The organism is Paenarthrobacter sp. NCHU4564 (assembly GCF_052156435.1).
Classification (GTDB): Bacteria; Actinomycetota; Actinomycetes; order Actinomycetales; family Micrococcaceae; genus Arthrobacter.
On record NZ_JBQLIS010000001.1, the window covers coordinates 84,203 to 109,180 of the forward strand.

The 24,978-nt window shown below is 62.9% G+C and carries 27 protein-coding genes; 13 read left to right on the plus strand and 14 right to left on the minus strand.

Going from position 1 to position 24,978, the window contains the following annotated elements:
• Positions 1-12: 12 nt before the first annotated feature.
• Positions 13-798, minus strand: a complete 786-nt coding sequence (locus ACSVIE_RS00365) for an ABC transporter ATP-binding protein (RefSeq protein ID WP_442422677.1) — start codon at positions 796-798, stop codon at positions 13-15.
• A 110-nt stretch (positions 799-908) separates the two neighbouring features.
• Here ACSVIE_RS00365 and serB point away from each other — a divergent pair, with 110 nt between their 5' ends.
• Positions 909-1,802 (plus strand): phosphoserine phosphatase SerB, encoded by an 894-nt coding sequence (gene serB, locus ACSVIE_RS00370; RefSeq protein WP_426002640.1) that lies wholly within the window; start codon positions 909-911, stop codon positions 1,800-1,802.
• Positions 1,803-1,953: 151 nt separating this feature from the next.
• On the plus strand, positions 1,954-2,541 hold the full coding sequence (locus ACSVIE_RS00375) for a hypothetical protein (RefSeq protein WP_442422678.1): 588 nt from the start codon (positions 1,954-1,956) through the stop codon (positions 2,539-2,541).
• 66 nt (positions 2,542-2,607) lie between these two features.
• On the opposite strand, the gene ACSVIE_RS00380 is transcribed toward ACSVIE_RS00375, so the two are convergent.
• The 3 genes from ACSVIE_RS00380 to ACSVIE_RS00390 form a co-directional block, all read right to left on the minus strand.
• Positions 2,608-4,173 (minus strand): sugar ABC transporter ATP-binding protein, encoded by a 1,566-nt coding sequence (locus ACSVIE_RS00380; protein WP_442422679.1) that lies wholly within the window; start codon positions 4,171-4,173, stop codon positions 2,608-2,610.
• A gap of 216 nt (positions 4,174-4,389) precedes the next feature.
• On the minus strand, positions 4,390-5,142 hold the full coding sequence (locus tag ACSVIE_RS00385; protein WP_426002635.1) for an SDR family oxidoreductase: 753 nt from the start codon (positions 5,140-5,142) through the stop codon (positions 4,390-4,392).
• Between the two features lie 122 nt (positions 5,143-5,264).
• Complete coding sequence (locus ACSVIE_RS00390) at positions 5,265-5,990, minus strand: beta-ketoacyl-ACP reductase (protein WP_426002634.1); 726 nt, start codon at positions 5,988-5,990, stop codon at positions 5,265-5,267.
• A gap of 155 nt (positions 5,991-6,145) precedes the next feature.
• Between ACSVIE_RS00390 and ACSVIE_RS00395 the strand changes: the two genes are divergently transcribed.
• The 4 genes from ACSVIE_RS00395 to ACSVIE_RS00410 are packed head-to-tail and all read left to right on the plus strand — an operon-like array spanning position 6,146 to position 8,251.
• Positions 6,146-6,646, plus strand: a complete 501-nt coding sequence (locus ACSVIE_RS00395) for a DUF3099 domain-containing protein (protein ID WP_442422680.1) — start codon at positions 6,146-6,148, stop codon at positions 6,644-6,646.
• Positions 6,643-6,918: a hypothetical protein gene (locus ACSVIE_RS00400; protein WP_426002631.1), complete on the plus strand. Its 276-nt coding sequence runs from the start codon at positions 6,643-6,645 to the stop codon at positions 6,916-6,918. The genes ACSVIE_RS00395 and ACSVIE_RS00400 overlap by 4 nt, the downstream gene beginning before the upstream one ends.
• Positions 6,919-7,785, plus strand: coding sequence for an SURF1 family cytochrome oxidase biogenesis protein (locus ACSVIE_RS00405; RefSeq protein WP_442422681.1), 867 nt, complete (start codon positions 6,919-6,921; stop codon positions 7,783-7,785). It begins immediately after the preceding gene.
• Entirely contained in the window at positions 7,769-8,251 is a 483-nt protein-coding gene (locus ACSVIE_RS00410) for a YbaK/EbsC family protein (protein ID WP_442422682.1), read from the plus strand. Before ACSVIE_RS00405 ends, ACSVIE_RS00410 begins: the two co-directional genes overlap by 17 nt.
• Positions 8,252-8,256: 5 nt before the next feature.
• Here ACSVIE_RS00410 and ACSVIE_RS00415 read toward each other — a convergent pair whose 3' ends face one another.
• Positions 8,257-9,855, minus strand: a complete 1,599-nt coding sequence (locus ACSVIE_RS00415; protein WP_426002627.1) for an ABC-F family ATP-binding cassette domain-containing protein — start codon at positions 9,853-9,855, stop codon at positions 8,257-8,259.
• A gap of 272 nt (positions 9,856-10,127) precedes the next feature.
• Between ACSVIE_RS00415 and ACSVIE_RS00420 the strand changes: the two genes are divergently transcribed.
• Genes ACSVIE_RS00420 through ACSVIE_RS00430 form a run of 3 tightly spaced genes read left to right on the plus strand, consistent with a single transcriptional unit; the run spans position 10,128 to position 12,096 of the window.
• Complete coding sequence (locus ACSVIE_RS00420; protein ID WP_426002626.1) at positions 10,128-10,742, plus strand: biotin transporter BioY; 615 nt, start codon at positions 10,128-10,130, stop codon at positions 10,740-10,742.
• A gap of 11 nt (positions 10,743-10,753) precedes the next feature.
• The gene (locus ACSVIE_RS00425; RefSeq protein WP_442422683.1) at positions 10,754-11,467 is read left to right on the plus strand and encodes an energy-coupling factor ABC transporter ATP-binding protein; all 714 of its coding nucleotides are present in this window, start codon (positions 10,754-10,756) and stop codon (positions 11,465-11,467) included.
• A complete protein-coding gene (locus ACSVIE_RS00430; RefSeq protein WP_426002623.1) occupies positions 11,464-12,096 on the plus strand; it encodes an energy-coupling factor transporter transmembrane component T family protein in 633 nt (210 codons plus the stop codon). Before ACSVIE_RS00425 ends, ACSVIE_RS00430 begins: the two co-directional genes overlap by 4 nt.
• Position 12,097: 1 nt before the next feature.
• On the opposite strand, the gene ACSVIE_RS00435 is transcribed toward ACSVIE_RS00430, so the two are convergent.
• A complete protein-coding gene (locus ACSVIE_RS00435; RefSeq protein ID WP_442422684.1) occupies positions 12,098-13,300 on the minus strand; it encodes a thiolase family protein in 1,203 nt (400 codons plus the stop codon).
• Positions 13,293-14,684, minus strand: coding sequence for a class I adenylate-forming enzyme family protein (locus ACSVIE_RS00440; RefSeq protein ID WP_442422685.1), 1,392 nt, complete (start codon positions 14,682-14,684; stop codon positions 13,293-13,295). The genes ACSVIE_RS00435 and ACSVIE_RS00440 overlap by 8 nt, the downstream gene beginning before the upstream one ends.
• Positions 14,685-14,745: 61 nt before the next feature.
• Between ACSVIE_RS00440 and ypfJ the strand changes: the two genes are divergently transcribed.
• Positions 14,746-15,648, plus strand: coding sequence for a KPN_02809 family neutral zinc metallopeptidase (ypfJ, locus tag ACSVIE_RS00445; RefSeq protein WP_426002619.1), 903 nt, complete (start codon positions 14,746-14,748; stop codon positions 15,646-15,648).
• A 62-nt stretch (positions 15,649-15,710) separates the two neighbouring features.
• On the opposite strand, the gene ACSVIE_RS00450 is transcribed toward ypfJ, so the two are convergent.
• From ACSVIE_RS00450 to ACSVIE_RS00480, 7 genes are all read right to left on the minus strand, one after another.
• Positions 15,711-16,592, minus strand: a complete 882-nt coding sequence (locus tag ACSVIE_RS00450) for a hypothetical protein (RefSeq protein ID WP_442422686.1) — start codon at positions 16,590-16,592, stop codon at positions 15,711-15,713.
• Positions 16,593-16,850: 258 nt separating this feature from the next.
• Positions 16,851-17,183: a metal-sulfur cluster assembly factor gene (locus ACSVIE_RS00455; protein ID WP_021470428.1), complete on the minus strand. Its 333-nt coding sequence runs from the start codon at positions 17,181-17,183 to the stop codon at positions 16,851-16,853.
• Positions 17,184-17,196: 13 nt separating this feature from the next.
• Positions 17,197-17,982, minus strand: a complete 786-nt coding sequence (gene sufC / locus ACSVIE_RS00460) for a Fe-S cluster assembly ATPase SufC (RefSeq protein WP_426002616.1) — start codon at positions 17,980-17,982, stop codon at positions 17,197-17,199.
• 42 nt (positions 17,983-18,024) lie between these two features.
• A complete protein-coding gene (locus ACSVIE_RS00465) occupies positions 18,025-18,381 on the minus strand; it encodes a non-heme iron oxygenase ferredoxin subunit (protein ID WP_426002614.1) in 357 nt (118 codons plus the stop codon).
• Positions 18,382-18,402: 21 nt separating this feature from the next.
• Entirely contained in the window at positions 18,403-19,707 is a 1,305-nt protein-coding gene (gene sufD, locus ACSVIE_RS00470) for a Fe-S cluster assembly protein SufD (RefSeq protein WP_442422687.1), read from the minus strand.
• A 2-nt stretch (positions 19,708-19,709) separates the two neighbouring features.
• On the minus strand, positions 19,710-21,185 hold the full coding sequence (gene sufB, locus ACSVIE_RS00475; RefSeq protein WP_426002611.1) for a Fe-S cluster assembly protein SufB: 1,476 nt from the start codon (positions 21,183-21,185) through the stop codon (positions 19,710-19,712).
• A complete protein-coding gene (locus ACSVIE_RS00480; protein ID WP_442422688.1) occupies positions 21,185-22,006 on the minus strand; it encodes a helix-turn-helix transcriptional regulator in 822 nt (273 codons plus the stop codon). Before ACSVIE_RS00480 ends, sufB begins: the two co-directional genes overlap by 1 nt.
• Before the next feature lie 109 nt (positions 22,007-22,115).
• Between ACSVIE_RS00480 and ACSVIE_RS00485 the strand changes: the two genes are divergently transcribed.
• From ACSVIE_RS00485 to ACSVIE_RS00495, 3 genes are read left to right on the plus strand one after another with little or no spacing between them, the layout of a single operon-like run.
• Positions 22,116-23,075 (plus strand): ABC transporter ATP-binding protein, encoded by a 960-nt coding sequence (locus ACSVIE_RS00485; RefSeq protein ID WP_442422689.1) that lies wholly within the window; start codon positions 22,116-22,118, stop codon positions 23,073-23,075.
• A complete protein-coding gene (locus tag ACSVIE_RS00490; RefSeq protein WP_442422690.1) occupies positions 23,072-23,836 on the plus strand; it encodes an ABC transporter permease in 765 nt (254 codons plus the stop codon). The genes ACSVIE_RS00485 and ACSVIE_RS00490 overlap by 4 nt, the downstream gene beginning before the upstream one ends.
• Before the next feature lie 31 nt (positions 23,837-23,867).
• On the plus strand, positions 23,868-24,812 hold the full coding sequence (locus ACSVIE_RS00495; protein WP_442422691.1) for a COX15/CtaA family protein: 945 nt from the start codon (positions 23,868-23,870) through the stop codon (positions 24,810-24,812).
• The last annotated feature ends 166 nt before the right edge of the window (positions 24,813-24,978 follow it).

Genomic DNA, 24,978 nt, shown 5'->3' on the forward strand with positions numbered 1-24,978 from the left:
GCTCGACCGTACCTAGCGGCGGGCAGTGGCCGTGTACCGGCCACCGTTCTCGGTGACATCGAGGGAAAGTCCGAAGGTGGTGCTGAGGTGTTCGTCCGTGAGCACTTCCTTGATGGGCCCTGCGGCCACCACTTCGCCTTCCCGAAGCAGCATGGCGTGCGTGAATCCCGGTGGCACCTCTTCAAGGTGGTGCGTCACCAATACCATGGCCGGTGCTGCTTCATCACTGGCGAGTTCACCCAGTTTGTGCACCAGTTCCTCGCGCCCTCCGAGGTCCAAACCGGCAGCCGGTTCGTCCAGGAGAAGGAGCTCGGGGTCCGTCATGAGGGCGCGGGCAATCTGTACCCGCTTGCGCTCACCTTCGGACAGTGTGGCGAAGGTCCGGTTGAGAAGCGGACCCATCCCCCATTCGTTCAGCAGACCAAAAGCCCGGCGTTCGTCGTCGCGCTCGTAGCCCTCGCGCCAACGGCCGGTGACGCCGTAAGCAGCTGTGACAACCACGTTGAGGACGTTCTCGTGTTCGGGGATCTGGTTGGCCAGGGCTGCCGAAGACAGGCCGATGCGCGGACGAAGTTCGAAGACATCCACCCTGCCAAGGACCTCGTCGAGGATTCCTGCTGTGCCGCTGGAGGGGTGCAGCCGTGCGGCAGCGATCTGGAGAAGTGTGGTCTTGCCGGCGCCGTTAGGGCCAAGAATCACCCAGCGTTCGCCTTCATTGACCTGCCAGTCGACCTTGTCCAGCAGGGTCTTCTTGCCTCGGACAACGCTGACGGAAGCCAATTCCAGAACATCACTCATAGCAGTAGACACTAGGACAAAACTGAACGTGACTGATAACCGGCGCCGCGGCCTGTCGACACAGCGAAACAGATTCGGGTGCAGGTAACCGCCTCGATAGGATTGACGCCATGACTTCGAATGTGGCTGCGGTCAGCTATGGCGTGAATTTGTCCCCTGGATCCCTTGAAGATCTGCGCAAGGTACTGGCCGGCTCCGGCGTCTCAGTGTCATCGGAATCACACTCCGGAGATGACCGTTTTGGAGTCCACACCGCGCAGCTCGCCGCCGCTGCCCTGACGGCGGAGGACCTGGCCTCCCTGCGCCGCACCATCGCTGCTGCCGGCCTTCCCGGTGTTGATACCGCGATCGTCCCAGAAGCCCTTCGGCAGGCTCCCCGCAAACTCCTCATCATGGACGTCGATTCAACGCTCATCCAACAGGAAGTCATTGAGCTGCTGGCCGCCTATGCGGGCAAACGGGAAGAAGTCGCAGCCGTCACCGAGGCAGCAATGCGAGGGGAACTGGACTTCGCCCAAAGCCTCCACGCGCGGGTCGCCGTCCTCGCAGGCCTCCCGGCCGCCGTCGTCGACTCCGTACGCCAGGAAGTGCGCCTCAGCCTTGGCGCGGCAGAACTCGTGGCCGCGTTCAAGGCCGCAGGTCACGTAGTGGCGGTCGTATCCGGCGGGTTCAACCAGATCCTGGGGCCGATCGCCGAAGAGCTGGGCCTGGACTATTGGATTGCCAACGAACTGGAAATCGTCGACGGCGCGCTGACAGGCAAGGTGCTCGGTGCGGTCATCGACCGGGCGGCCAAGGAAAAGTACCTCAGGGAATGGGCAGCGGCCGAAGGAATCGACCTCGACCACACGATCGCAGTCGGCGACGGCGCCAATGACCTCGACATGCTGGGTGCGGCCGGAATCGGAGTAGCGTTCAACGCGAAACCAGCAGTGCGTGAAGTTGCTGACGCCGCCATCAACATGCCGTACCTGGACGCAGTGCGCCATATCGCGAACGTCTGAGCCTGAATAGGTCGATCAAACTCCGTCATGAATTGGGTTTGCAGCCACTTAACTATGTAACTGGCCGATGATCCTGCGTGTCCTGCAGTGATTCCCCCAACGGTTCGTTCTTTGGTACGTGGCAGTCGACTGTAAAGGTGCAAGGTCAAAAGTGAGCATTTCCGAGCGTTCGTGGAAATGGTGGAAACGATCCGAGGTTCCTGCGCCGGATGAAAACCCGTCGGAATACCAGGATGCGCTACCCAGCTCACTCCAGCAATTACTCAGTGTTGACCACGGAGCAGTGTCCGAACCGGGGGTGGATACCACCATCGGCCGCGAATCAATGACTATTACCGTCACTGACCATCATGAAAAGGAAGAAGACATCATGAGTTCTCTTGATGAAGCGGTCAAACAGCTCCTGTCCATCGAAGGCGCTACCGGCGCAGCCATCGTGGACTACACGAGTGGCATGGCCCTGGCCCAGGGAGGAAGTCCGGGCTTCGACCTGGGCGTAGCGGCTGCCGGCAACTCGAATGTTGTCAGCGCCAAGCTCCGGACTATGGCAGAGCTGGGATTGAACAGTGATATCGAGGACGTGCTGATCACCCTGGATACGCAGTACCACCTCATTAACGTGCTGAACTCGGCAGGTTCAAAGGGCCTCTTTGTCTACCTTGTCCTGGACAGGACCTACGCCAACCTGGCACTGGCCCGGCACAAGCTCAAGAACCTCGCCAAGGGGATCACCATCTGACACCAGCCGAACAGCCAAAGGGGGTGCCCGCATGAAGCGGGCACCCCCTTTTCAGTTGGGCAGGTTTTACGTTGGTTGCCCCTTGAGCCGGCGGGCCTCCCCGCGTGGTTCCTGAAATTTGTCGCCGAGCATGTGATGCACCAGGACATCCTCATTGGTATTGGCATTCGCTTCGATGGAAACCAGCTCACCGTCGCGCATGACACCGATACGGTGGCACCAACCGACGAGCTCGGACAGGTCCGATGACAAGAGGATGACCGCAACACCGGTCTGGGTGAGTTCATGGAGCATCCTGTAGACGATTTCCTTGGCCCCGATGTCGATTCCACGGCTGGGGTGGCTCAGCACCAGGATGTCGCAATCAGTGGTCATCCATTTGGCCAACTGGACCTTCTGCCGGTCGCCCCCGGACAACGTGGCCATGGTGCAGTGGATATTGGTGGTGTTGATCCGCATCCGCCGAACAAGCTCGATCACGCCCCGCAGTTGCATCACTTCATCCTGCAGGCTGACGGCCGCCGGATCTGCTGCGTGATGCAGTCCGTCGACGATGCTGCTGGTCTCCGGTGCGAAGTTGTCCGTGGTGTCGGAGAGGAAGCCGATCCCGAGATCGCGGGCATCCTGATGATTGCGGATCGCGGCTTCCACGCCACGTACGAAGATGCGTCCGGAAGTGCTGGGGTGCAGGCCGACAAGAGCCTCCACCAGGGCGTAGATTCCGGACCGATGGGTACCCACCAACCCGAAGATCTCGCCTTTTGCAACGCTGAACGTCACATCCCGTACCCGGTCACCCACTCGAAGATTGGCCACCCTGAGCGCCTCGTCCCCCGCTGCCGGTTCTCCAGGGCGTGAATTGCCCTCGGGCTTTTCCTGCAGCAGCAGGAAGGCCAGTTCGTCTTCATTCGTCTGGCTCGCGTCCAGGACCCTGTGGACCCTGCCGTCACGCAGGACGGCGATGCGGTGGGCTATTGACCGTACCTCGTCCAGCCGGTGCGTGATGTAAATAATGGCCCGGCCTTGGCTGATGAGCATGCGAAGGACCTTATGCAGCACGGCAACGTCGTGGTCCGGCAGCGAGGCAGCGACCTCGTCCATGATCACCAGCTGTGCCTCTTCGGCGACCATTCTCAGTACTTCCACGAGCGTCTGTTCAGCTCGTATCAGTCCGCCGACTTTTGTGTCGGGATCCAGGTCTACGCCAACGTCCGCCAGGAGGGCACTGGCTTGCCCGCGAAGGTCGGCATGAGGCTTGGCACCCTGGAAAGTTCCGCGGAAAATAGCTTCCGCGACAGTGAGTTCCGGATTGAGCCTGAAGTTCTGCGGTATGAGGCCAACGCCGCAGGCTTGGGCTTCATCGATGGTATCGGGACCATAGACCTCCCCTGCCAGGGTCATCCGTCCGCTGCTGTGTTGATGGGAACCGGCGAGTACGCCCATCAGCGTGCTTTTGCCGGCTCCATTGGTCCCGATAAGTCCCAGGATTTCACCTCTATGCAGCGAAAAACCGACTCCTTTGAGAATCCGGCGTTGATCGTAGGATGCGTGAATGTCATCAGCGTGCAATAGCAGGTCCAAAGAAGCTCCTGGTTCACAGTAATGCTTTCCCGCATTGGGTCCGCAACTCATGAATTACCGCCGGACCATCCATTTCAAGCGGTGGCATGGGCGACTTCCTGAGTCAACCAGAAAAAGAAGGATCTTGCCAAATCGCTTTCTTCAAAACAACTTTCGATATTTTATGACGTGAAAAAGAATAACTTTATGGAAATGTCATCCAACTACGAAGGGATACAAAAACGGCCCGGGACCCAAGTCCCGGACCGTTGTGAGTTTGGTGGTGGGCTACTGCCCGGCCTTGCCGAAGTAGTCGGCGCCACCTACGTATTCGGTGTGACCGGACTCAACGTCCGCAGTGACCATCTTGGCCACCTCGGCGGCGAACTCCTCTACCGAGTACAACTTGCCCGCTTCAGCCCGGCGGGCTTCGATGGCCCCGGGGTTGGACCGGTCAAGCAGGGTTGCGGTGACCGTGCCCTCGATCATGTCGCCTGACACCACCACCAGCGAAATACCCTTATCCGCGAGGTTGGGAAGGAGGGCACGGAGTGCGTCCTCGCCTGCGCGCTTGCTCCTGGCCACAGGCTCGTACTCAGGCATGGTGGCCACGGAGTCAATGAAGTGCGCCTGGTGGCTGGTCACGAAAACGACGCGGGAGCCTTCCTGCATCACCGGCACGGCCGCGTTGAGCATGTTGATCTGGGCGTCGCGGTTGAGCTTGAGGGCGTACCCCTCTTCCATGCCGGACTCCATGCCACCCGAGGCATTCAGCACCAGAACGTCGAGGGATCCGAATTCCTCCATCGCAGTGCTGGCGAGGGTGTGGACACCCTCCTCGGTGGTCAAATCGGCGCCCACGGCTACTGCGCGTCCGCCGGCAGCCTGGATTTCGGAAACAACCTTGTTGGCCCGGGGGGCCTTCTGGCGGTAATTAACGACGACGGCGGCACCCTCACCTGCCAGGATCTTGGCGACCTCGGCACCGATCCCGCGGGACGACCCCGTGACGATCGCCGTCTTGTTATCCAGCGTTCCCATTCTGCTCCTCTTGTTTAAATCATCCAAAAAACTGAAGGCCTGGCTTCCATCATGCCAGCGCATCCGACGAAAGCGGTTGTTGCCCGTCTACAAAATGTGACGGGTCAAGCAAGAACCAGGGCCTAGTGGCCCATTCCCAGGCCGCCGTCCACAGGGATCACGGCACCGGAGATGTACGCAGCTTCATCGCTGGCCACCCACCGCACGACATTGGCAACTTCAGAAGCCTCGGCAAAGCGTCCGGCCGGAACATTGGCCAGGTAGGACTTCTGGGTTTCCTCCGGCAGCTCGGCTGTCATGTCCGTGTTGATGAAACCTGGAGCGACCACATTGGCCGTAATTCCGCGGCTGCCGAGTTCGCGGGTCAGAGACCGGGCGATGCCCACCATGCCGGCCTTGGAAGCGGAGTAGTTGATCTGGCCCGGAGCACCGTACAGGCCGGAAACGGAGGAGATGAGGACTACGCGGCCTTTCCGGAGGCGGATCATGCCCTTGGAGGCGCGCTTGATGACGCGGAAAGCGCCCGTCAGGTTCGTGTCCAGCACGGACGTGAAGTCGTCTTCGCTCATCCGGAGCAGGAGCGTGTCCTTGGTGATGCCGGCGTTGGCCACCAGGACTTCCACGGGACCGTGCGCTTCCTCGACCACTTTGAAGGCCGCGTCAATGGAGGCTTCGTCGGTGACATCGGCCTTGACACCGAGGACACCCTCCGGCAGCGTCGACTCGCTCCGGTAGGTCACAGCCACCTTGTCGCCGTTGGCGAGGAAGGACTCCGCGATGGCGAGGCCGATGCCGCGGTTTCCGCCGGTGATCAGGACGCTGCGGCCGGTGGGTGCTGTTTCAGACATGCTTACGCTCCAGGTTCTGCGGCATGGCTGTGCCGCTGGGACGAGAAAGGGATTTTCCTGCCTCGATCTTAGCGGTGTTGCCGGCCGACCCGCGGGTAGCCGGCTCCGGCCGGTTTTGGCGGCTACCACCTTGGTGAGAGAATTGGAAGAAGCCTTTGGAGCGTGATGATTCAGCTGTGACACGAAAGAACAGTCCCTTGCAGCAGGTGCCCGGGGATCCGGACGCCGTTTCCGGCGATGCGGAAATCCATAGCATCACCGATGCTGCGGCCGCCCACTCGGAGGACATGCGGGAGCGCATGATCAAGTATGCGGTGGCCATGGGCATCCGCATGGTGTGCATTGTCCTGATCTTCGTCGTTGACGGCTGGTTCAAAATCATCGCTGTGGCCGGGGCCGTCTTCCTCCCCTGGGTAGCGGTGGTCATAGCCAACGGCAGTGATAAAGCGGAGGACCACAGTGAGTCACTGCTGGACTACGTCCCGGTCGCCGAAATCGAAGGCTCCGACCGCGAGGCGGAAGAGCCTCCGGCCGAGGAAGAGGTCACGGTCCTCCAAGGAGAATTGGTGGACGACGAGCCCGCCACCCCTCAGGCAGACACCCACCAACCACCACCGAAGGCCGGGGAACCCGGCGACGAACGGGCGGCTTCATGAACATCTTCACCTTGGGCAGCTCCGGACCGGGCGGCCAGGCAGAACAGGCCCCGGGGCCGGACATCTGCTCCCGGAAAGGCTGCCGCGAAGCCGCACGCTGGCAACTGCTGTGGAACAACCCCAGGATCCACACTCCGGATCGGCGAAAGGTGTGGTTGTCGTGCGCAGAACACCGGGAATGGCTCGAAGAATACCTGCAAACCCGCGGCCTGTGGAAGGAAACCCTGCCGTTTGAGGCCAGTGACGCCACCACCGTAGGCGGGGCGCACTGAATGTACCGTTTCCTGTTCTCCAGCAAGTGGCTGGGTTATTTCGTGCTGGCCGTCATCTTTGCCACGGCCTGTGTGTTCCTGGGGCGTTGGCAAATGGACCGCAGGGCTGAAACGCTGGCCGAGATCAACCGTGTGGTCAGTAATTACTCCGCCACGCCGGTGCCGTTCCCGCAGGTCAAGGACCAATTCACCCACTTGGATCCCGAACGCGAGTGGACGCAGGTTGAAATGCGGGGCACGTACGATCCCGATGGGCAGCGCGTGGTCCGAAACCGTCCATTGAACGGCCAGCCGGGTTACGACGTGGTGGTTCCCTTCCGAATGACCACCGGGGAAGCTGTAGTGATCGACCGTGGCTGGCTCCCGATTGGCAACAACACCCCGGGAAGGCCCGACGTCGTGCCGTCGCCGCCTGCTGGAGAGGTCACCATCGTGGCCCGCCTCAAGCCGTCGGAACCCCGGCTCGACCGTGGCGCAGTGGAGGGGCAGTTGGCGTCCATCGACCTTCCCGGATTTGCGGAAGAACTGCCATATCCGGTTGCCACCGGGGCTTACGGACAGCTGGCCAGCGAAACACCTGCCGTCCAGCCGATGCCTGCTCCGTTCCCGAAACCGGCCACGGAGGAAGGCACCCACTTGTCGTACTCGCTGCAGTGGTTCGCTTTCGGCGTGCTGATGTTTGTTGGTTTTGGGTATGCCGCCCGACAACAGGCGCGCAACGCAGCCATCGATGCCGAGGACGAGGAAGACGACACAACCATAGCGGCAGCGGGTTCAACCAAGCGCCGTGCACCTGCGCCACGCAAGAGTAAGCGCCGCACATCCGAAGAAGAGGAAGACGCAATCCTGGATGCCCAAGGCTACTGAAACCATGCCCGCAGTCCTCTCTGTCAAAGCGGCGCTGACAGCCTCCGGTGCCGGCGATACCGTCCGCATCTTCCAGGAGAAAGTACCGACAGCAGCGGCTGCCGCGGCAGTCCTCGGGTGCGACGTCGCCGCCGTCACCAACAGCCTGGTTTTTGAGGTGGGCGGTGCTCCGCTGCTGATTCTGGCCAGTGGTGCTGCAAAGGTGGACACCGGCCTTGTCTCACGGCAGCTCGGCCTGGGCAAGGTCCGCCGAGCCACAGCTGAGTTCGTTGTGGAGCACACAGGCCAGGAAGTAGGGGGCGTAGCGCCGGTCGGCCACCCCCACAAAATCCGCACCATCCTGGACGATTCCTTGAAACGGCACCCCTTGCTGTGGGCCGGAGCCGGCGACCACAATTCGATGTTCTCCATCACCTATGGGGAGCTGCTCCGCATCACGGCAGCTGAAGAACTCCGCGTACGGTAGCTTCATCACGCGAGGGTGATCAGGTCCAGGTAGTCCTCGTTCCAAAGGTCCTCCACGCCATCCGGAAGCAGCACCACGCGCTCCGGGTTCAGCGCTGCCACCGCGCCTTCGTCGTGGCTGACCATGACCACGGCGCCCGCGTAATTCTTCAGGGCGCCGAGGATCTCCGCGCGGCTGGCGGGATCGAGGTTGTTGGTGGGTTCATCGAGGAGAAGCACGTTGGCGCTTGAAGCGACGATCGTGGCCAAAGCGAGCCTGGTCTTCTCGCCACCGGAGAGGACGCCTGCGGGTTTGTCGACGTCGTCGCCGGAGAAGAGGAACGAACCGAGGATGCCCCGTACCTCCGAGTCCTTCATGTCGGGTGCGGAAGAGCGCATGTTTTCCAGGACGGTCCGGTCGTGGTCCAGCGTCTCGTGCTCCTGGGCGTAGTAGCCCACTTTGAGGCCGTGTCCGGGCACAATCTCCCCGGTGTCCGGGGCGTCGACGCCGGCAAGCATTCGCAAGAGGGTGGTCTTGCCTGCGCCGTTGAGGCCGAGGATGACCACCCGGGAACCACGGTCGATGGCCAAGTCGACGTCGGTGAAGATTTCCAGCGAACCGTATGACTTGCTCAGTCCTTCTGCGGTCAAGGGAGTCTTGCCGCAGGGTGAGGGCTCGGGGAACCGCAAAGCGGCCACGCGGTCATTCTCGCGGACAGCCTCAAGTCCGCCCAGCAGCCTCTCGGCACGCTTGGCCATGTTCTGGGCGGCCACGGCCTTGGTGGCCTTGGCCCGCATCTTGTTGGCCTGGTCCATGAGGACCTGCGCCTTCTTCTCTGCATTGGCACGCTCGCGCCGGCGTGCACGCTCATCAGTTTCGCGCTGCAGCAGGTAGCGCTTCCACCCCATGTTGTAGTAGTCGATCTGCGCACGGTTGGCATCGAGGTGGTACACCTTGTTGACTGTCGCTTCGAGCAGTTCGACGTCGTGGCTGATGACGATCAGGCCGCCCTGGTGGTTCTTGAGGAAGTCCCTCAGCCAGGCGATCGAGTCGGCATCGAGGTGGTTGGTGGGCTCGTCAAGCAGGAGTGTTTCAGCTGACGAGTACAGGATGCGGGCCAGTTCCACGCGGCGACGCTGGCCGCCCGAGAGCGTCTTCAGTGGCTGGTTAAGGATGCGTTCCGGCAGAGCCAGATTGGAGGAGATGGCTGCTGCCTCTGCCTCGGCAGCGTAGCCACCACCGGCAAGGAACTCGGCCTCAAGCCGGTCGTATCGGTTCATGGCCTTGCGCTGCACGGACTCGTCACCACTGGACATCTCGGCCTGAGCCTTCTTCAGCTTGCCGACCACAACGTCCAGGCCGCGGGCTGACAGGATACGGTCCCGGGCCAGCTGCTCCATGTCCGGCGTGCGGGGATCCTGGGGAAGGTAGCCGATCTGTCCGCTGCGGGTTACCTTTCCGCCCGCGGGAAGCCCTTCTCCGGCGAGGACCCGTGTCAGAGTGGTCTTTCCAGCGCCGTTGCGGCCTACCAGCCCAATTTTGTCGCCCTTGTCCACCCGGAAGTTAACCTGATCCATCAGCAGGCGGGCGCCGGCACGGAGTTCGAGGTCCTGGACGGTAATCAATTCGGGTGATGCCTTTCGAAGGAAGAGCCGGCAACGTCCGGAATATATTGGGGGCGCTGCGGAGAAGCCGTGGGAACGGCCTGTCCAAGTCTACCGGCAGCCCGGGGAGCCGCCGAACCGGTGCCCGCGGCCGCGCTCGTGGGCCCCCCACCAAGGAACCCGCGATCCGTTTGTGGAGAGGCTCCAAAAACGGCGTACCGGGGCCTGCGTATTCTCGAATTCCAGGGGGAACACCGCATCACAGCACCCAGCTTTTCCTGAGAGGACTTCCCGTGAGCCAGACCACTTCCGCTTCGGCACAGCGCACTGCACCCCGCAAACGCTGGACCGCCACCGACCTCGGCCTGATCGCCGTTTTTGCGGCGCTCGTCGCCGCATCTTCTATTGTTCCGGGCATTCCGGTGGGTGCCCTGGGCGTGCCGATCACGCTGGTGACCCTCACCGTGATGCTCAGCGGCTTGGTGCTCGGTCCCGGAAGGGGGTTCGCCGCCGTCGGACTCTATGTACTCCTGGGCCTGGCAGGTCTGCCGATCTTCAGTGGCGGGCGCAGCGGGCTGGGGATCCTCGCCACACCTTCCGCCGGTTACATCATCGCGTTCCCCATTGCGGCTGCAGCTACCGGTTTTCTTGCCGCATGGATTATCCGGAAATCCCGGAAGAACCGGGCTCTCCTGCTTTTTGCGGCGACCATGGCCAGCAGCATCGTCGTTATCCACGGGCTGGGTGTCCTGGGCATGATGGTGAACGCCAAACTTGACCTCACCAAAGCATTCCTTGCCGATTTGCCCTTCTACCCGGGTGACATCCTCAAGAACATCCTGGCTGTAGTCATCGCGATCGCCCTTCACAAGGCGTTCCCGGACCTGCTGGTCCGGCGGGTCAAGTAGGCTGCCACCTTATGGATTCCATCAGCTTCGACGCTGTCACGGTGCGGGTAACCGTTGATGGCACGGATGCCCCCAAGACGCTCCTGCAGGATGTCTCCCTCGACCTGACCGAGCAACGCATCGGGGTCATAGGCGCCAACGGCTCGGGGAAGTCGACCGTGCTGCGGCTCATCAACGGGCTGGTGGAGCCTACCGAGGGCAAAGTGCTGGTCCACGGTGAAGACACCGTTACAGCGGTCCGGAAGGTTCGCAGCAACGTTGGCTTTGTCTTTACGGACCCTCTGTCCCAACTGGTCATGCCGACCGGGCGCGAGGACGTTGAATTGTCCCTGCGGCGCTCCGTGAAGAACGGCCGCGAACGTGCCGTGCGGGCCGAGTCTGTACTCGACAGGTTCGGTCTGCTGCGGCTTGCGGACCAGAGCATCTACGAGCTTTCCGGGGGCGAGCGCCAATTGTTGGCGTTGGCGGCGGTGCTCGCCGTCGACCCGAAAGTGCTGGTCCTTGACGAACCGTCCACACTGTTGGATCTCCGCAACCGCGAGCTGCTCAGGCGCTCAGTGGCGGGGTTGGATCAGCAGGTCATCATGTCGACCCACGACCTTGAACTCGCAGCCGACATGGACCGGGTCCTGGTGGTGGACGCCGGCCGGATCCTGTTCGACGGGGCCGCCCGCGACGGTATTGCCTGCTACCGGGAGCTGTGCGCAGCGGAAGTGCAGTCATGAGGGGCAAGGCCGTACTTATCGCGGACTATGTCAGGGGCGATTCCTTCGTCCACCGTACCCCGCTGTGGGCGAAGTTCCTGCTGGTGGCTGCCTGCGGCACCGCGTCATTCCTGATTGTTGACTGGGTGGTGTCCCTGGTTGTCTTCTGCCTGATGTGCGCTTTGTTCCTGCTGACAGGAGCCGGCCTCAGCCGCCTGTGGCGGGTCATCCGGACGGTGGCACCAATTCTGGCGGCGATAGGGCTGTTCCAGTGGTGGCAGCTGGGCGGTCCCATTGCTGCGCGAATCGTTGTGAACGTCCTTGTTTGTGTGGTCGCAGCATCGGTCCTGACAGCAACGACTCCCGTTCAGAAGCTCCTGGACGGGGTGGTGTCACTGGCCAGGCCTTTCCGTCGCTGGGGCGCCGACCCCGAGCGTTTCGCGTTGACGATCGCGATCATGCTCCGGAGCATTCCCTTCATTGCAGGCGCCTTCTCGGATGTCCGTGATGCCGCCCGCGCTCGGGGGCTGGAACGCAATCCCCGGGCACTGGTTCTTCCGGTCTTCATCACCACGGTGGCCTACGCCCGGCAAACCGGTGACGCGCTGGCAGCAAGGGGCCTGGGCGAGGCCGGGGACAGCGACGAGTAGTCTAGAGCCTCACATACTGCAGGAGGGCGGCGGTACCCATGCCCCCGGCAATGCTGATCATGGCCAGCGACAGCGGCGTGGCTCCGGCTTCCTTGTAGCGGACCCGCGACTGGGCCAGCAGCCTCGTGACCAGCACGGCACCGGAAGCGCCATAGGCGTGTCCAAGAGCCAGGGCCCCGCCGTCACGGTTGGCGAGCGAAGGGTCGATCCCAAGATGTTCCAGGCAGGCGATGGTCTGGGAGGCGAACGCCTCGTTGAATTCGACCAGGTCCACCAGTGCGGGCTCCAGGCCATGCTCTGTGAGCAACCGGGCGGCGGCGTAGGCCGCCCCGATCCCCAAAAGTTCCGGGTCAACACCTGCGGTGTCGCAACCCCGCACCAACAGGCCGTCCTTGGCCCCCAGTGAGCGGGCGCGCGCCAGGGAGGTAATAACGACGGCGGAAGCTGCGTCCGCGTCGAAGCACGAGTTTCCTGCGGTGACAGTTCCCCCGGTGACGAAAGCGGGAGGAAACCGCTCCATGAGTGCAGCTTTGAGCGACGGACGCGGACCATCGTCCCCGGACACGATTCCGCCCCCGGTATCCAGGGGGACGATCTCCGCGGAGAACGTCCCGGCAGCGGCAGCCGCCAAGGCCCGCTGGTGGCTGCGCAGGGCGAACGCATCCTGGCGTTCCCTGCCGACACCGAAAGAGCGCGCCACGTTCTCGGCGGCCACACCCATGTCCGGGTCGCCAAAGCCGGGCGGTACGAAGGTCGCCCGACTGTAGAAGTCCAGCCCGCCGTCGTCGTTCCTGCGGGCCCTGGCCGGGGCGGTACTGATGCTTTCCACGCCGCCAGCCAGGTAAACAGGATCGCCACCGGCCCCGACCATTCGCGAAGCCAGTGCTATGGCGTCCAAGCCCGATCCGCACTGTCGGTCCACGGTGACTCCCGGGACCGATACTGGCATCCCCGCCTGGAGCGCGGCATAGCGGGCCACGTTGCCTCCCCCGCCCACGGCGTTGCCCATAATGACATCGTCCACTTCCTCCGGATGGAGGTGCGCTTCACGCAGCAGGGCAGCCAGGACCGGAGCCAGAAGGTCATGGGCACCAAGGTGCTTCACTTGTCCGTTGGCGCGGCAGATCGGCGACCGGAGTGCTGCGATGATGACCGGCTGCCGGGACTCGTCCACCCCGGAGGCGTCGCCAGGAAGGCTACCCAAGGATTTGTGCCCGTGGGTCGTGGTTCTTGATCCAGTCCAACATCACCTTGCGGCTGATCTTGCCCCGGTCGGTCATGGGGATCTCGGACAGGACGAAGTACTGCAAAGGCCACTTGTCCCTCGCGAGCAGGCCGTCGAGGCCCGTGCGGAGTTGGGTCGCGGTCACGGCACCATAGGCGGGAAGGACGCCTGCAACGACCCTCTGGCCGCGGATGTCATCAGGGGCGCCGGCAGCGACGGCAGTCTCCACGCCCGGAACAGATCCAAGGGCCAGCTCAACCTCGTGAGGGTAGACGTTCTTCCCCGACGTCACGATCATGTCCGACTTGCGGCCCAGGATGTGCAGGACGCCGTCGTCCACGTACCCTTGGTCGCCCACGGTGTACCAGCCGTCCAGGCAGCGCAGCGCGTGACCGTCGTCGCCCCACAGATAGCCATCGCTCACCATGCCGCTCCGAACGCTGATGTTGCCGTGGTCACCCTCCGGAACATGTCTCCCTTCATCATCCAGGATGCTGAGCTCGACGCCGGGGAAAGGGCGTCCGATTCCTGTGCCACCGGGATCCAGTGGCTCGCCTGCCGCCAAACGGGTGCCGGAGACGAAGCTCAACTCCGAGGCACCGTAATACTCGAAGATCGCGGCGTTGGGTGCCCAGCGCCGCGCCGCCTCCAAAGTCCGGCCATCGAGTTTGGAGCCTGCACAGATGATGCTGCGGATACCGGAGGCATCCACATCGCCGGCCAGGCCCCGCTCGCTCAACAGGCGAAGCATGGTGGGCGCCACGACCAGCCGCGTGATGCCGTCATGGCTGATGGCTGCATGGGCATCGCCCACATCGAAACTCTCCAGGGTATGGAAGGACGCCCCGGCGAAAAGGCATTCGGACAAGGCGTAGAGGTTCAGCGAGGCCGACAAAGGACCCGGCGCCAGGGTGCGGTCATCCTGCATCAGCCCAAAAAACTCGATGGACGCTTCGAAGGAAATCTGCCACGAGCGGCGTGAGCGCGTGAAAGCCTTGGGGACGGACGTGGTTCCGGAGGTAAGGCCAACCAGGAACGTGGTGGCCGGATCGCCGTCCCTTAATGCATCAACGGCAGCAATCTCCGGCTGTGTGATCCGCGACGACACCTCGTCGATCATGGCCGAAGGCCAGTGCGGATCCAGGACGGCGCAACGGCGCTCCCCCGCCACTGCGGCAGCATAGCGTTCGATGAAACCTGTTGAATTCGACTCCGCGAGGATCGTGGTTGCGGCAGCATCATGGAGCCGGGCCGTTGCAGCGTGGTGGAGCTGTGCCCAGGTGAGGCGCCGGCGTCCCACGACGACGGCGGTGTCGTGCGGGTGCTCAGCGGCCCAGAGGTGAAGTTTGTCCAGGAAAGGCATCCACCCGATTTTACGGCAGTGTCCCGCACCGGTCACCAAAAGTGACGTCTATTCTGACTGTATGAGTTTCAACGACGGCGCACAGCTCGACCCATCCCAGGTACAGGACAGGCGTGGCGGCGGCCTGGGCCGCGGAACCAAGATCGGCGGCGGAATCGGCGGCGGCATCGTGGCACTGCTGCTGGTACTGCTGGGCGTCAATCCGAACATCCTCGGCGACCTGACCGGCGGCGGGCAACCACCCGCCGTCGAGGGTGGAGCAGGCACTGGTGGCGTGCAGGAATGCAAGACAGGCGCTGACGCCGACAAGCGGCTCGACTGCCGCATCCTCGGCACGGTGAACAGCCTCAACGCCTTCTGGCCCGACTACCTTGCCGACTACAACGTGCAGTACCCCCGCCCGGAGACCGTCATCTTCAGCCAGGCGACCAATACCGGATGCGGCTCTGCCACCAGTGCCGTCGGCCCGTTCTATTGCCCGGCAGACACCACCGCCTACTTTGACCCCGGCTTTTTCGACGAACTGGTGAGCCGCTTCGGGTCCTCAGGCGGGCCCCTCGCCCAGGAATATGTGGTGGCCCACGAATTTGGCCACCATGTGCAGAACATCCTGGGGACACTCGGCCAGGCACAGCAGGATCCACAAGGGCCGCAGTCCGGTGCGGTCCGTGTGGAACTCCAGGCTGATTGCTATGCCGGCCTGTGGGTCCGCCATGCGACAACCCAGCCCGATCCTGCCACCGGGAAACCGTTCCTTGATCCCCTGACGGAGCAGGACCTGCAGGACGCGTTGTCGGCAGCCTCCGCGGTAGGCGACGACCGAATCCAGGAAGCAGCCACCGGAAGGGTCTCCCCCGAGTCCTGGACACACGGCTCCAGTGAACAGCGGCAAAAGTGGTTCTACCAGGGCTATTCCACAGGTGACATCAACAAATGCGACACGTTCGGGGTGGCTGTCCCCTAGGCTTTTGGTCCGTTGCACGCCAGCGGCCCGACGGTTGAACCCGCCGGGCCGCTGGTGGGTGGTTACTTGCAGGTGACGTCCACGCGGTACGTGTAGTCGCCTTCATTGTGGTCCGCAACGGTCACGGACACCGTGGCGCTGCTGCCTTTGATCTTCGCCAGCGCGCCGTCCGGGCCCACCACGGCTCCGAGGCCACAGCCAGGCTGACCGGAAACCTTGATGGAGTGGGTTCCCTGTTCGGTCGCCTCGAAGTGTGCCTCGTGGTAGGCAAGAACATCAGGGTTCCATTCGGAGAACTTGATGTTGTGCGCACCGTTGGTGTCGGTCCATTCGGCCGCATAGCCGTCCAAGGCCACGCCGTTCTTGAAGAACCGGACGTCGATTTCAACAATCAACGGATTCCGGACCTTGAAGTTGTCGACTTTGCTGTAGCGCGGAACGAAGCAGTACTTGTTGCCTGGTGCCGAACAGTCATAGCGTTCCACCGGTGTCACCCACACCTTGTAGACGCCGCCGTTGTTGGGTGTATCGGCGTAGGGGAACAACTGGACCGTCGCCCCGCCGTCCTCACCGTCTGCACCGGTGGCGTGTTCACAGCCTCCTGCCGCTACGACATCTTCAATGACTCCGGAAGCATTCACCGTGAAACGCCGGCACTCGATGGCGTCAGAGGACAACAGCGTCTTTCCTGATGGGTCCGTGACCTGGAAGTAGTAGTCACCGGCTGGAAGGCCCGCCGCGTTATCGGGGGCGTTGATGCCCGGGCCGCCGTTGAGGTACACGTCTTCCTTGGCCTCATAGATGTTGAGGTTCACAGGTACTCCGGATCCGTCGGTGGTGAAGATCGCTCCGGATAGCTGGCTGCCGGCGGGCGGTGCCGAGGATGCCGGCGGTGCCAGGAGTCCCACTGCAACGATGGCTATTGCACTGGGAATAACGGCCATTCTTCTTCTCATGGGGGTGCCTCTGATCTGCGTGTAGTGATATACCTGCACTGTTGCGCAGTAAGCGGCCACTCCCCAGCAGCAGGCACCGCCACTCCCCGGATCAGGGGGCCGAAGGAGTCAGGACCGCGCCTCAGATGGCGGCATAATACGCCCTCATGGATTCCGTGAGAAGAGCCTGCGAACGGGTAAAGGAAAGGGTCCCGGGCATATTGCCCGGGACCCTTTTAATCCGCTGCAGCGGAGCGTGATTCCTGCTCAGATGTTGAAGCCGAGGGCCCTCATCTGGTCCTTGCCATCGTCAGTGATCCGCTCCGGACCCCATGGCGGCATCCAGACCCAGTTGAGGCGCCAGTCGTCCACGATGCCGTCCAAGGACTTGCCGACCTGTTCTTCCAGGACGTCCGTCAGCGGACAAGCCGCAGTGGTCAGCGTCATGTCGATCAGCAGGGCACCGTCCTCGTCCGAGTACTTCAGGCCGTACAGCAGGCCAAGGTCCACCACGTTGACACCGAGTTCGGGGTCGATGACGTCCTTGAGCGCCTCCTCGACGTCCTCAAGGCTGGTACGCGCCGCGTTGATTTCGGTCATGGAACGATCCTAACTAGGCCTGGGCGGCAGGAGCAACGGCGACGCCGGCACCGGCGGCGTAGCGGTCGTAGCCCTCTTCTTCAAGACGGTCGGCGAGCTCAGGGCCGCCTTCTTCCACGACCTTGCCGTCGACGAACACGTGAACGAAGTCCGGCTTGATGTAGCGGAGGATCCGGGTGTAGTGCGTGATAAGCAGTGTGCCCATGTTGCCCTGGGCGTGCGCCCGGTTGACGCCTTCGGAAACAACCTTGAGGGCGTCGACGTCCAGGCCGGAGTCGGTCTCGTCCAGGACGGCAAACTTCGGCTTGAAGAGTTCCAGCTGCAGGATCTCCACGCGCTTCTTCTCACCACCGGAGAAGCCCTCGTTGACGTTGCGCTGTGCAAAGTCGGCGTCGATGCGCAGCTGCTGCATGGCTGCCTTGACGTCCTTCGTCCAGGTACGGAGGGCCGGAGCCTCGCCATCGATGGCGGTCTTGGCAGTCCGCAGGAAGTTGGTCATGGTCACGCCCGGAACCTCTACCGGGTACTGCATGGCAAGGAAGACGCCTGCACGGGCGCGTTCGTCGACGCTCATCTCCAGGACGTCTTCGCCGTCAAGGGTGATGCTGCCGCTGGTCACCGTGTAGCGGGGGTGTCCGGCGATGGTGGAGGCAAGAGTGGATTTGCCGGAGCCGTTCGGGCCCATGATCGCGTGGGTTTCACCGGTCTTGATCGTCAGGCTGACGCCCTTCAGGATCTCCTTGGTGCCCTGCTCCGTCTCGATGCTGACGTGCAGGTCCTTGATCTCAAGAGTAGACATGCTGTTCTTTCTTTCCGTTCGTAAGTCTGGAGGACTCGGCGCTCAGTAGTTGTTAACCGGGGCGCCGTTCACAACGTTGGTCACGTCCACGTAGACGTCGTCGCCATCCACGGCGACAGCGAAAACGGGGACGGGGTCATAGGCAGGCAACTGGAGCGGCTGGCCGCTGCGCAGATCGAACTGGGAACCGTGGCCCCAGCACTCAATGGCGCAACCTTCAACTTCGCCCTCGGACAGGGAGATATCCGCATGGGAACAGGTGTCCCCGATCGCATGGATTTCGCCCATTGAGTCCCTCACGATGGCTACCGGGTAGTCATCGATGAGGATGCGCAGCGCCTGCTTCACTTTGATGTCGTTGGCGCTGCACACCAGCTCACCCTTGGGTTGTTCACTCATGGTTGTCCTGACCGCCTGTGGCTAGTTGTCCGTTGCTTCGAGTTCGCGCTCGACGGCTTCGGTCAGGCGCTCCTCAATGGCGGGAACCTTGATCTTCTGGATGATCTCGTTGAGGAAGCCCCGGACGACGAGCCTGCGGGCTACGTCTTCGGGGATGCCGCGGGCCATGAGGTAGAACAGGTGCTCGTCATCAAAGCGTCCGGTGGCGCTTGCGTGGCCTGCACCCTCGATGAGGCCTGTCTCGATTTCCAGGTTGGGGACGGAGTCAGCGCGGCAGCCGTCGGTCAGCACCAGGTTCTGGTTCTTCTCGTAGCTGTCGGTTCCTTCGGCCTGCTTCTGGATCAGGACATCGCCAACCCACACAGTGTGCGCGCCCTTACCCTGAAGGGCACCCTTGTAGAGAACGTTGGATACGCAGTTGGGCTGTGCGTGGTCAACGAAAGTACGGTGCTCAAGGTGCTGGCCGGCGTCGGCGAAGTACAGGCCGAAGAGCTCGGCTTCACCGCCGGGAGCCGCAAACCGGGCAGTGGGGGTTACTCGTACGAGGTCCCCGCCCAGGCTCACGGTGATGTGCTTGAATTTGGCGTCGCGTCCGATCCTGGCCTGCTGGGAGGAAGCGTGGACGGAGTCGTCGTTCCATTCCTGCAGGGAGACGACGGTCAGTTCCGCACCGTCCTCAAGTACGATCTCCACGTTCTCGGAGACCACGGCGGAACCCTCGTGGGAAAGAACCAGGACGGCCTTGGAGAACTTCTGTGCCACGACAACCACATGCTGGGCCGAAGCTTCAGCGCCGGTACCTGCGAGCGTGACCGTGATCTCCGGCTCCACGGACGTTTCCGCGGGCACAGTGATGACGGTGGCTTCCTTGAAGTTGGCCCAGGCGTTGGCCGAGACACGGTCTTCCGGAATACCGGCTGAACCGATCCTGACATCGTCACGGCCCACGGTCTCCACAGCTACGCCTTCCGGCGCGGCCACGGAAACAGCCGGAGCGGCGCCGTCGAGGATATCGGTGTGCAGGCCGCGGAGGCGGCGCAGCGGCGTAAAGCGCCAGTCTTCTTCCAGGCCGGTGAGGGCATTGAAGTCCTCGAGCTCGTACGAGGTGAGGCGGCCGGCCCGCGAGCTGTCCGGAACGCCTACGCCGCCACCGTGCGAATGGCCCTTGGCCGAAGCGCCCGCGAGCGGGCCCGCGGACGGCTGCTCCGCCGTCGTGCCTGCTGCGTTGATGGGCGAGAGGTTCTCGCCTTCTTCCGTGAAGCCGTCGATAAAGGGCTGTGCCGAAGGCGCGCCGATGCGTGCCTTCTCAGTAGTGATATCAGTCATTGTTAACCGACGGATCCTTCCATCTGAAGTTCAATCAAGCGGTTCAGCTCAAGGGCGTATTCCATGGGAAGCTCGCGGGCAATCGGCTCGATAAAGCCGCGCACGATCATGGCCATGGCCTCGTCCTCCGGCATGCCGCGGGACATCAGATAGAAGAGCTGCTCTTCGCTGACGCGGGAAACAGTCGCCTCGTGTCCCAGTACGACGTCGTCCTCGCGGATGTCGATGTACGGGTAGGTATCCGAGCGGGAAATCGTATCCACCAGCAGGGCATCACAACGGACCGTGTTGGCCGAATGCTTGGCCCCTTCACGAACCTGGACCAAACCGCGGTAGGCCGCGCGGCCGCCGCCACGGGCCACGGACTTGGAGATGATGGAGCTCTTGGTGTTGGGTGCAATGTGCACCATCTTGGAACCGGTGTCCTGGTGCTGGCCCTCGCCGGCAAAAGCGATGGAGAGCGTTTCACCCTTGGCGTGCTCGCCCACGAGGTAGACGGCCGGGTACTTCATGGTCACCTTGGAGCCGATGTTGCCATCGATCCATTCCATGGTGGCGCCTTCTTCGCAGATCGCGCGCTTGGTCACCAGGTTGTAGACGTTGTTGGACCAGTTCTGGATGGTGGTGTAGCGGACGCGGGCGCCCTTCTTGACCACGATCTCGACGACGGCCGAGTGGAGGGAGTCCGAGGTGTAGATCGGAGCCGTGCAGCCTTCGATGTAGTGAACATACGAGTCTTCATCGGCGATGATCAGCGTGCGCTCGAACTGGCCCATGTTTTCCGTGTTGATGCGGAAGTAGGCCTGGAGGGGAATCTCGACGTGGACGCCCTTGGGCACGTAGACGAAGGAACCACCGGACCACACTGCCGTGTTCAGCGACGCGAACTTGTTGTCACCCACCGGGATGACCGTGCCGAAGTACTCCTGGAAGATCTCCGGGTGCTCACGCAGCGCGGTATCGGTGTCGAGGAAGACAACGCCCTGGGCTTCGAGGTCCTCGCGGATCTGGTGGTAGACGACCTCGGACTCGTACTGGGCGGCCACACCGGCAACCAGGCGGTTGCGCTCGGCTTCCGGAATGCCCAGCTTTTCATAGGTGTTGCGGATGTCCTCGGGCAGGTCCTCCCACGTGGCGGCCTGCTTCTCGGTGGAGCGGACGAAGTACTTGATGTTGTCGAAGTCGATGCCCGAGAGGTCTGCACCCCAGGTAGGCATTGGCTTGCGGTCGAAGTACTTCAGGCCCTTGAGGCGGAGGTCGAGCATCCATTCGGGCTCGTTCTTCTTCTGGGAGATGTCGCGGACAACTTCTTCGTCCAGGCCACGACGGGCGTTCGCTCCAACGTCGTTTTTGTCGGCCCAGCCGTACTCGTAGTTGCCGATACCGTGGAGCTCGGGATTCTTCTCCAGAATCTCCGAGATCACAGTGCCGTCAGCGACTGCCTTCTCTGCTGTTCCTTCAGCTAATTGACCCGTCATCACGGCCTTTCTTGCTGGTTGTTTGATTCCTGGTACGGGTTGCCGGCCGGTGCTGCGGCGCCTGGGGGCACCGTTGCGGCCAGCCGCCCGGTAGGTATGTGGGTGGTGCAGACGTGACCGCCTTGCGCCAGGGTGGAAAGGCGCCGGACATCGACACCCACCAGTCGGGAAAAGACTTTGGTTTCGGTTTCACAGAACACCGGGAACTCTGCTGCCAGCTGCTGGATGGGACAGTGCCCCTGGCAGAGCTGGACGCTGGAGAACTCAGCCGGGAGAGGGGCCTTGGCCTCAATGGATTGGGCAGAGGAAACGTAGCCGTCGCGGTTGAGGGCCTTGGACAGTGCCATGGCGCGCGCGGTGATGTCCTCTCCGGCCGCCTCCACCTCCGGGGCATAGCGCCGTTCCAGTTCGGTGAACCGCTCTTCCGCGTACTGGCGGACCGACTCTTCTCCGGCAATATCCTGGAGGCGGCGCAGTGCGGACCGGGCTATGTTGAAGTAGTCATCCCCCAGCTTGGACTGGCCCTGTGAACTAAGGACGTACCGGCGCGCGGGCCGCCCCGCACCTCCGCCGGCTTTTGCCACGCGTTTGACCTCGATGACTCCGGTTCTCTCGAGGTGGTCCAAGTGGCGGCGTACGGCGGCCGGGGTGAAACCCAGGAGGTCACCGAGTTCAGCCGCGCTGACGGGACCGTTTTCGAGGACGGCTCCAAGGACGCGGTCACGCGTGCGGTCCTCGGCGTCCGGCAGGGCAGGCGAGGCCGCCAGGGCCTCTGCCGCTGCAGCATGCCGCTTGGAAGGCATGGGAAGTGGACTGCTCATGGAATACACAACACAATCATGTCGTAATTTGTTTCATGCCTCCAGTAAGGCAAGACTGACCTCACCTGCCCGCACAGTGTGACCGTACTACTTCCCGTAGAATACTGTGGTGCGATCCCCCGATTCCCCGGCCCTCACCATTGAAGGCCTCATAAAGGACGTAGGTCCCCTGGCTTCCCTCGACGGTAAAATGCTCAGGGTTGTCAGCGGCCTTTCCCTGATTGCGGAACGTGGACAGATCACCGCGCTGCTCGGTGCCAACGGCGCCGGCAAGACCACCACGTTGGAGTGCGCACAAGGGCTGCAGAAGCGAACCGGCGGATCCATCTCCCTCCTCGGCGAGGATCCCGATTCGGCGGGTGCGGAACTGAGGTCCCGCGTCGGCGTGATGCTCCAGGACGGCGGACTCCCGCCGTCGGCCCGTCCTGTTCCACTCCTTCGGCACGTAGCCGGCATGTACCGCAACCCCATGGATGTCGACGTCCTCATGGACCGGCTGGGCATCAACCAGTTCAGCAGGACCTCGGTGCGCCGCCTGTCCGGTGGGCAGAAACAGCGGCTCGCCCTGGCAGCGGCACTGGTCGGCAATCCCGAGATCCTGTTCCTCGACGAACCCAGTGCAGGCCTGGATCCTCAATCCCGCCAGATGGTTTTCGACCTGATCGCCGAACTCCGCGATGCCGGCATGGGAATCGTGCTCACCACCCATCTCATGGATGACGCCGAGCGCCTGGCCGACTACGTTTACATCATCGACGGCGGCCATAACGTCGCCGAGGGCACAGTGGCCGAACTCCTGCGCCACGACCATTCAACGGACATTACGGACAGGACCCTGGTGTTTGATGCCCCGCCGGGACTCGATTTTTCCGCTGTGCTCACGCCCGGCGTGCAGGTCAGCGAAACCCGGGCGGGCAGCTATTCCGTGTCCGGACCCATCACTCCCAAGGACCTGGCAGCCCTGACGGCATGGTGGGCCGAAAGGGACATCCTGCCGGCATCTTTGCGCCTTGAGGCCAGGAGCCTTGAGGATGTCTTCCTGGATATCTCCGGAAGGGACCTCCGATGAGCAAACTCTTGACGGCGAACGCCGGTCCGGCTTCCCTGGCGAAGCGGATCGTGCAGCAGGGACGCTACGAGACCATCACCATGCTGAGGAACGGCGAACAGTTGATCCTGGCGGTGGTCCTTCCCCTTCTTGCGCTCGTCGGCCTGACTGTTACCCCCCTGTTGGATGGTCTGGGAGGTTCAAGGGTGGACGTGGCGACGCCCGGCATCCTTGCCCTTTGCGCGATGTCAACGGCGTTCACGGGCCAGGGCATTGCCACCGGATTCGACCGCCGCTACGGCGTTCTCCGGTTCCTTTCCACCACGCCCCTGGGACGGGGCGGCCTTATTGCCGGAAAGATCCTGGCAGTGCTTGCCGTCCTGTTGCTTCAGGTAGTGGTGGTGGCAGTGGTCGCAGCCATGCTCGGGTGGCAGCCCAAGCCGGAAGCCTGGCTCCCGGGTTTGGCACTCCTGATCCTCGGAGCCGCAGCTTTCACCGCGCTCGGCCTCCTGGTGGCCGGCACGGTCCGGCCCGAGGCCACCCTTGCCATCACCAATCTCCTGTGGATTTTGCTGGGGGCCCTGGGCGGAATCGTGGTGCCTGCCGAAAGACTGCCGGGTGCGGTCCAAGGCCTTGTGCATTTCCTCCCCTCAGGCGCGCTTGGGCAGGCATTGCGCGACGTATTCCTGACAGGCACCGTACCGTTGGCCGGTGTCCTGGTACTTCTGCTCTGGACGCTGCTTGCAGGGGCTGCGGCCATCCGCTGGTTCAAGTGGAACTGATCGATTAAGACGAACTGAGGACTGAGAAATTGTGAGCACGGCGTCCCGCCTTCCGAAAACCGTCCAGCGGCTGGCATCCAAGTTGCCGACGGAGGTCAACCGCGCCATCAGGCGACTGGCCGTTCTTTCCCTGATTGGGCAGACAGTCCTCGTGGTCACCGGTGGGGCCGTTCGCCTCACAGCATCCGGCCTGGGTTGCCCCACCTGGCCACGCTGCACCGACGACTCCCTGGTCAACACTCCGGAGATGGGCATCCATGGTTTCATCGAGTTCGGCAACCGGCTCCTGACCTTTGCCTTGGCAGCGGTGGCAGCCCTCATGCTGGTGTACTTGTGGAACTTGCGCAAGGAACGCCGTGATCTGTTCCTGCTTGCCCTGGGTCTGCTGGCCAGCATCCCGGCACAGGCAGTGATCGGCGGGATCACCGTACTCTCCGGCCTCAACCCGTGGGTGGTGGGGCTCCACTTCCTGGTCTCCATGGCCCTGGTGGTCTTTGCGACGCTTTTGGTCAACCGCGCGTTCGGGCGCACGGGGCGTTTCATGAACCGCTCCCTGCCGTCCCTTCCGGGTGCAGCCCGCCCGGTCATGATGGCCGTTGCTGTGTTTTCCGCCATTGCCGTGATGCTGGGGGTGGTGGTGACCGGTGCGGGTCCCCACGCCGGTGACGCGGACGCGCCCCGGAACAACCTTGACTGGGACCTCTTCTCGCACATCCACGCCATCCCCGCCTACCTCATCACCGCAGGTTCGTTCTTTGCGGTCTACCTGGTCTTCCGGCACAAAATCGGCGGCCCCTTCCGCACGGCCGCCTACCTGATGCTGGCAGTTACGGTGCTTCAGGCGATCATCGGCTTCACTCAGTACTACAACGGAATTCCGGCGCTGCTGGTGGGAGCGCACATGCTGGGTGCGGCACTGCTTATGAGCGCGGCCACCAATGCTGCAGACCTGGCAAAGGCGAGCCCGGCCACGTAGGCAGGGCCACGCCGCCCAGCTCATCCGCGTCACCTTAGGATCCCCGGGCCGGGACGCCGCGTATCGGCCAACCTCGGACTCACCGCTGCGGGAGCCTTGGGCAGGTGATGAAAAAGCCCGACGCCGGCACCCAGGTGGGTGCCGGCGTCGGGCTTTAACTCTTGGA